This is a genomic window from Longimicrobium sp. (assembly GCF_036280135.1).
Classification (GTDB): domain Bacteria; phylum Gemmatimonadota; class Gemmatimonadetes; order Longimicrobiales; family Longimicrobiaceae; genus Longimicrobium.
The window spans coordinates 1-5949 of record NZ_DASURI010000370.1 but is presented as its reverse complement, the minus strand read 5'-3'; the positions used below and the strand labels follow the sequence as shown (position 1 = coordinate 5949).

The following is a 5949-nucleotide window of genomic DNA, read 5'->3' as shown; positions in this document are numbered from 1 at the left end:
GGCGCGGGGAGCGCCTTGCGGTCCAGCTTGCCCGTGCGCCCCAGCGGCAGCTGCTCCAGCCGCACGTACGCCGACGGCACCATGTACCCCGGCAGCCGCTCGCCCAGGTGCGCCCGCAGCCCCTCCACGTCCGCCCCCTCGCCCACCCAGTACGCCACCAGCCGCGGGTCCCCCGGCACGTCCTCGCGCACCAGCACCGCCGCGTGCCGCACCCCCGGGTGGTCCTTGAGCCGCGCCTCGATCTCCCCCAATTCGATGCGGTACCCCCGCACCTTCACCTGGAAGTCGATGCGTCCCAGGAACTCCAGGTTGCCGTCCGCCAGCCACCGCACCCGGTCCCCCGTGCGGTAGAAGCGCGCCCCCGGCGCGGACGCGAACGGGTCCGGCACGAACTTCTCCGCCGTCAGCCCCGGACGCCCCAGGTACCCCCGCGCCACGCCCACCCCGCCGATGTACAGCTCGCCCGCCACGCCCACGGCCACGGGCTGCATCCGCGCGTCCAGCACGTAGTGCGTCAGGTTCCGGATCGGCTTGCCGAAGGGGATGCGCCCCTCCACGGGCCGGTCCGCGGGGACCTCGTACAGCGAGCAGCCGACCACCGTTTCCGTGGGGCCGTACTCGTTCAGCAGCCGCACCCCCGGCGCGTGCTCGCGCCAGAACAGCGTGGGCTCCGCCATCAGGTTGTCCGCGCCGATCACCAGCGTCCCCGCGCTCCCCCGCGCGTCTTCCGGCGAGAGCACCTGGTTCAGCAGCGACAGGTGCGTGGGGGTGATCTTGATCATGGCGTACCCCGGCCGCCGCCGCAGCACGTCCGCCAGCGCCTCTACCCCCGGGCCCTCCGGCAGCAGCTCCACGGGCTGCCCCGCGAAGAGCGGGACGAAGTTGGCCAGCGTCAGGTCCACCGCCATGGACGAGAACACGGGCGCGCCGCTCCCCCCGGCCGACAGGTACTCCTCCCGCGCCCAGGCGAAGTAGTTCACGGGGCCGTAGTGGTGCATCAGCACCCCCTTGGGGCGGCCCGTGGAGCCGGACGTGTAGTAGATGTACGCCAGGTTCTCCGGCGTCGCCCCGCTCTCCGGCCGTTCCGGAGATTCGGCCGACAGCACGTCCGCCATCCGGTCGATCCACAGCGTCTCCGGACGCGGCTCCGGCAGCCCCGACGCCAGCCACGACTGCGTGACGAGCACCCGCGCCCCGCTGTCCTCCAGCACGTACGCCAGGCGGTCCGCGGGGTGCGTGGGCTCCAGCGCCACGTACGCCGCCCCCGCCTTCATGATGCCGAAGAAGACCGGCAGCAGGTCCAGGGTGCGCTCCATGCACAGCGCCACCCGGTCCTCCGGGCCCACGCCCCGCGAGCGAAGGTGGTGCGCCACCTGGTTGGCCCGCCGGTCCAGCTCCGCGAAGGTCAGAGACTCGCCCCCGAAGACGACGGCGGTCGCGTCCGGCGCCCCGTCCACCGCGGCCTCGAACAGCCCGTGGATGGTGGAATCACCCGGATAGTCCGCCTCCGTCCGGTTCCACTCCTCCACCACCCGGGCCCGCTCGCTCTCCGACAGGACGGAAAGGCGGTCCACGGGCTGGTGCTCGTTCGCCACCATCTCCCGCAGCACCCGCCGCAGGTAGTCCAGGTGGCGCTCCACCGTGGCCCGGTCAAAGAGCGCGGTGGCGTACGTCAGCCCGCCCACGATGCGGTCCCCCGCCTCGCGCAGGGAGAGCGACAGGTCGATCTTGGCCGGGACCTGCCCGGCGAACTGCACCCGGCCCACCGACAGCCCCGGCAGCTCCAGCCCCTCGCCCCGCTGCATGGTCTGCCACGTGAGCAGCGCCTGGAAGAGCGGGGTGTGCGACATGCTGCGCGCCGGGTCCACCCGCTCCACCACCTGCTCGAAGGGGATGTCCTGGTGATGCTGCGCCGCCAGCACCTGCGCGCGGGTGTGCGCCAGCAGTTCCGCCACCGTGGGCGCGCCGGAAAGGTCCATCCGCAGGGCCAGCGTGTTCACGAAGAAGCCGATGAGCCCCTCCAGCTCCCGCCGCCCGCGGCCGGCCGCCGGCGTGCCGACCACCACCTCGCCCTGCCCCGACAGGCGGGACAGCACCGTGGCCCAGCCCGCCAGCACCGTCATGAAGGGCGTGGTGCCGTGCCGCCGCCCCAGCGCCCGGATCCCCGCCGTGAGCTCCGCGTCCAGCACCAGGCCGATCTGCGCCCCCGCGTGGTCCATCTCCGCCGGGCGGGGGCGGTCGGTGGGCAGCTCCAGGAGCTCCGGGGCACCCGCCAGCGCCTCCGTCCAGTAGTCCCCCTGCCGCCGCAGCACGTCGCCCTCCACCCAGCGCCGCTGCCAGGCCGCGTAATCCGCGTACTGCACGGGGAGCGGGGCCAGCCCCGGCTCGCGCCCCGCCACGTGGGCGCCGTACAGCGCCGCGATCTCCTCGAACAGCACCCCCATGGACCACCCGTCGCTGACGATGTGGTGCATGGTCAGGAGCAGCGCGTGGTCGTCGGCCCCCAGCCGGACCAGGCGGCCGCGGATGAGCGGCCCCCGCTCCAGGTCAAAGGGCGTGTTCACCTCCCCGGCCACCAGGGGGGCGAGCGCCGCCACCGGGTCCGCCTCGCCGCCCAGGTCGTGCTCCCGGAGGTGGAACCGGCTCTCCTCCGCAGGCGCCACGCGCTGCGCGGGGACGCCGTCCACGCGCACGAAGACCGTGCGCAGCGCCTCGTGGCGGGCCACGATCCCGTCCAGCGTGCGGATGAGCGCCTCGCGGTCCAGGGCGCCCCGCAGCCGCAGGGAGCGGTGGATGTGGTAGGCGCTCCCCAGGTCCCCCAGCTGCTCCAGGAACCACAGCCGCTGCTGCGCGAACGAGAGGGGCACGGGGCCGTCGCACGGCGCGGGCTCGATGGGCGGAAGCGCCGCCCGGGCCGCGCCGCCCAGCTCCCGCGCGAAGTCCGCCAGCACGGGGTGCGTGAACAGCTGGCCCAGCGCCGCCTCTACCCCCAGCGCCTGCCGCACGCGCGAGATCACCTGCACGGCCACGAGCGAGTGCCCGCCCAGGCCAAAGAAGTCGTCGTGCCGGCCCACCCGCCCGGTGCCCAGCACCTCGGCCCAGATGCCGGCCAGCGCCTGCTCCGTCTCGCCCACGGGCGCCTCGTAGGCGCGGGCGGCAAAGGCGTCGCCCTCCGGCGCGGGGAGCGCCCGGCGGTCCACCTTGCCGTTGGGCGTGAGCGGAAGCCGCTCCAGCCACACGTACGCGGCGGGCACCATGTGCGCCGGCAGCGCCTGGCCCACGTGCGCCCGCAGGGCCTCGGCGTCCGCGCCCCCGTCGCCGGTGACGTACGCCACGAGCCGGGCCTGTCCCGGCGCGTCCTCGCGGACCAGGACGACGGCCTCGCGCACGCCCGGGTGCTCCGCCAGCCGCGCCTCCACCTCGCCCGGCTCGATGCGGAAGCCCCGCACCTTGACCTGGTGGTCCGTGCGGCCCACGAAGTCCAGCGTCCCCTCCGCCGTCCACCGGCACAGGTCGCCCGTGCGGTACATCCGCGCCCCCGCCTCCCCCCCGAACGGGTCGGGGACGAAGCGCTCCGCCGTCAGGCCCGGCCGGCCCAGGTAGCCGCGCGCCACCTGCGCCCCGCCCACGTACAGCTCCCCCGCCGCGCCCGCGGGCACCGGCTCGCCCGCCCCGTCCAGCAGGTACGTCCGCGCGTTGCCCACCGGCCGGCCGATGTCCGGCGTCCCCGGTCCGCGCACGTCGCCCGACGTGGCCACGACGGTCGTTTCCGTGGGGCCGTAGTTGTTCACCAGCCGGAACGGGAGATCCGCCGGCACCCGCCGCAGCCGGTCCCCGCCCACCAGGAGCGTGCGGACCGTGCCCCGCGGCACGCCGCGGGAGAACGCGTACTCGGCCAGGGGCGTGGGCAGAAAGCTCACGTCCAGCGACTGCCCGTCCCACCAGTCCAGGACGTCGTCCGGGTCCACCCGGCCGCGCCCCGGCAGGGCCAGCTCGCCCCCGCTGGCCAGCGGCGGCCAGATCTCCCACGTGGCCGCGTCGAAGCCCAGGCTCGCCACGCTGGACGAGCGCGTCCCCGGCCCCACGCCGAACGCGGCGCAGTGCCAGTGGACCAGGTTCGAAAGGGTCTCGTGCGCCACCATCACGCCCTTGGGGCGGCCCGTGGAGCCGGAGGTGTAGATGACGTACGCCAGGTGGGCCGGCGTGAGCCCCGCGACCACCGGGTCCGCGGCGGATTCGTCCGCCCAGGCGGGCGCGGCCGCGTCCAGCTCCAGCACGGGCACGCCCGCGCCCGCGACCCGGTCGCGCAGGCGCCCCTGCGTGAGCACGGCGGCCGGCGCGCTGTCCGCCAGCATGAACTCCAGGCGGTCGGCCGGATACGCCGGGTCCAGCGGGACGTACGCGCCGCCCGCCTTGAGGATGCCCAGCAGCCCGACGAGCATCCCGGGGCCGCGCTCCACGCAGAGGGCCACGCGCGCGTCGGGACGGATGCCCAGCGCGCGAAGGTGGTGCGCCAGCCGGTTGGCCCGCGCGTTCAGCTCCGCGTAGGTCAGCGACTCGCCCTCGCAGGTGACGGCGGGGGCGTCCGGCGACCCCGCCGCACGCGCTTCGACGAGGTGGTGGATGCAGGACGCCTCCGGGTACGCCGCGTCCGCGCGGCTCCACGCGTCCAGCACCCGCGCGCGCTCCTCCGCCGACAGCATGGCCAGCCGCCGCACGGGCTGCCGGTCATCCGCCACCATCTCCTCCAGCACCCGCCGCAGGTAGCCTGCGTAGCGCTCCACCGTCGCCCGGTCAAACAGGGACGTGGCGTACGTCAGGTCGCCCGTGATGCGGCCGCCCGTCTCGCGCAGGGCCAGCGACAGGTCGAACTTGGCCTGGGTGGCAAAGGTGCCCGACGCCACGCCGCGCACTTCCAGCCCCGGGAGCGAGAGGCCGCCGCTTCCCTCGGGCACGTTCTGCCAGGCGAACGTCACCTGGAAAAGGGGCGAGTGCGCCAGGCTGCGGGTGGGCTGGACGAGCTCCACCACCTGCTCGAAGGAGATGTCCTGGTGGTGCTGCGCCTCCAGCGCCCGCGCCTTGACCCGCGCCAGCAGCTCCGCCACGGTCGGTCCGCCCGACAGGTCCAGGCGCACGGCCAGCGTGTTGACGAAGAAGCCCACGAGCCCCTCCGTCTCCCGCCGCTCGCGTCCGGCCGTGGGCGTGCCGATCACCACGTCCTCCTGCCCCGACAGGCGGCCCAGCACCGTCGCCCACCCCGCCATCAGCGTCATGAACAACGTGGCGCCGTGCCGCAGCGACAGCGCCTTGAGCCCCGCCGTCAGCTCCTCGTCCAGGCCGATCCACAGCCGCGCCCCGGCGTGGTCCACCTGCGCGGGGCGCGGACGGTCCCCGGGCAGCTCCAGCAGCTCCGGGGCGCCGGCCAGCGTCCGCTTCCAGAAGTCCGTCTGCCGGGCGATCCCCTCGGCCTCCACCCGCCGCCGCTGCCACGTCGCGTAGTCCGCGTACTGGATGGGGAGCGCGGGCAGCTCCGCCGGGCGCCCCTCGCGGTGGGCGGCGTAGCCCGCGGCCAGCTCGCGGGTGAACACCGCCATGGACCACGCGTCGCTGACCATGTGGTGCACCGTCACCAGCAGCACGTGGTCGTCCGCGCCCATGCGGACGAGGCGGCCGCGGACCAGCGGCCCTTCCTGCAGGTCGAAGGGGGCGCGCACCTCCTCCACCATCACCCGGCCCAGCTCCGCCTCCGCGTCCGCCCGCCCCTCCAGGTCGTGCTCCACCAGCCGGAATCCGCTCCCCTCCGCCGGCGCGACGCGCTGCTCGGGGACGCCGTCCACCTCCGCGAACGTGGTGCGCAGGGCCTCGTGGCGGGCCACGATCCCGTCCAGCGCGCGGACGAGCGCGTCCCGGTCCAGGTCGCCGCGAAGACGCAGCCGCAGGGGGATGTGG

General features: G+C 75.2%; 1 protein-coding gene. It reads right to left on the bottom strand.

The window, feature by feature from the left end:
- A partial coding sequence (locus VFZ20_RS11635; protein ID WP_329684048.1) for a non-ribosomal peptide synthetase occupies positions 1 to 5949 on the bottom strand: 5949 nt, incomplete at both ends.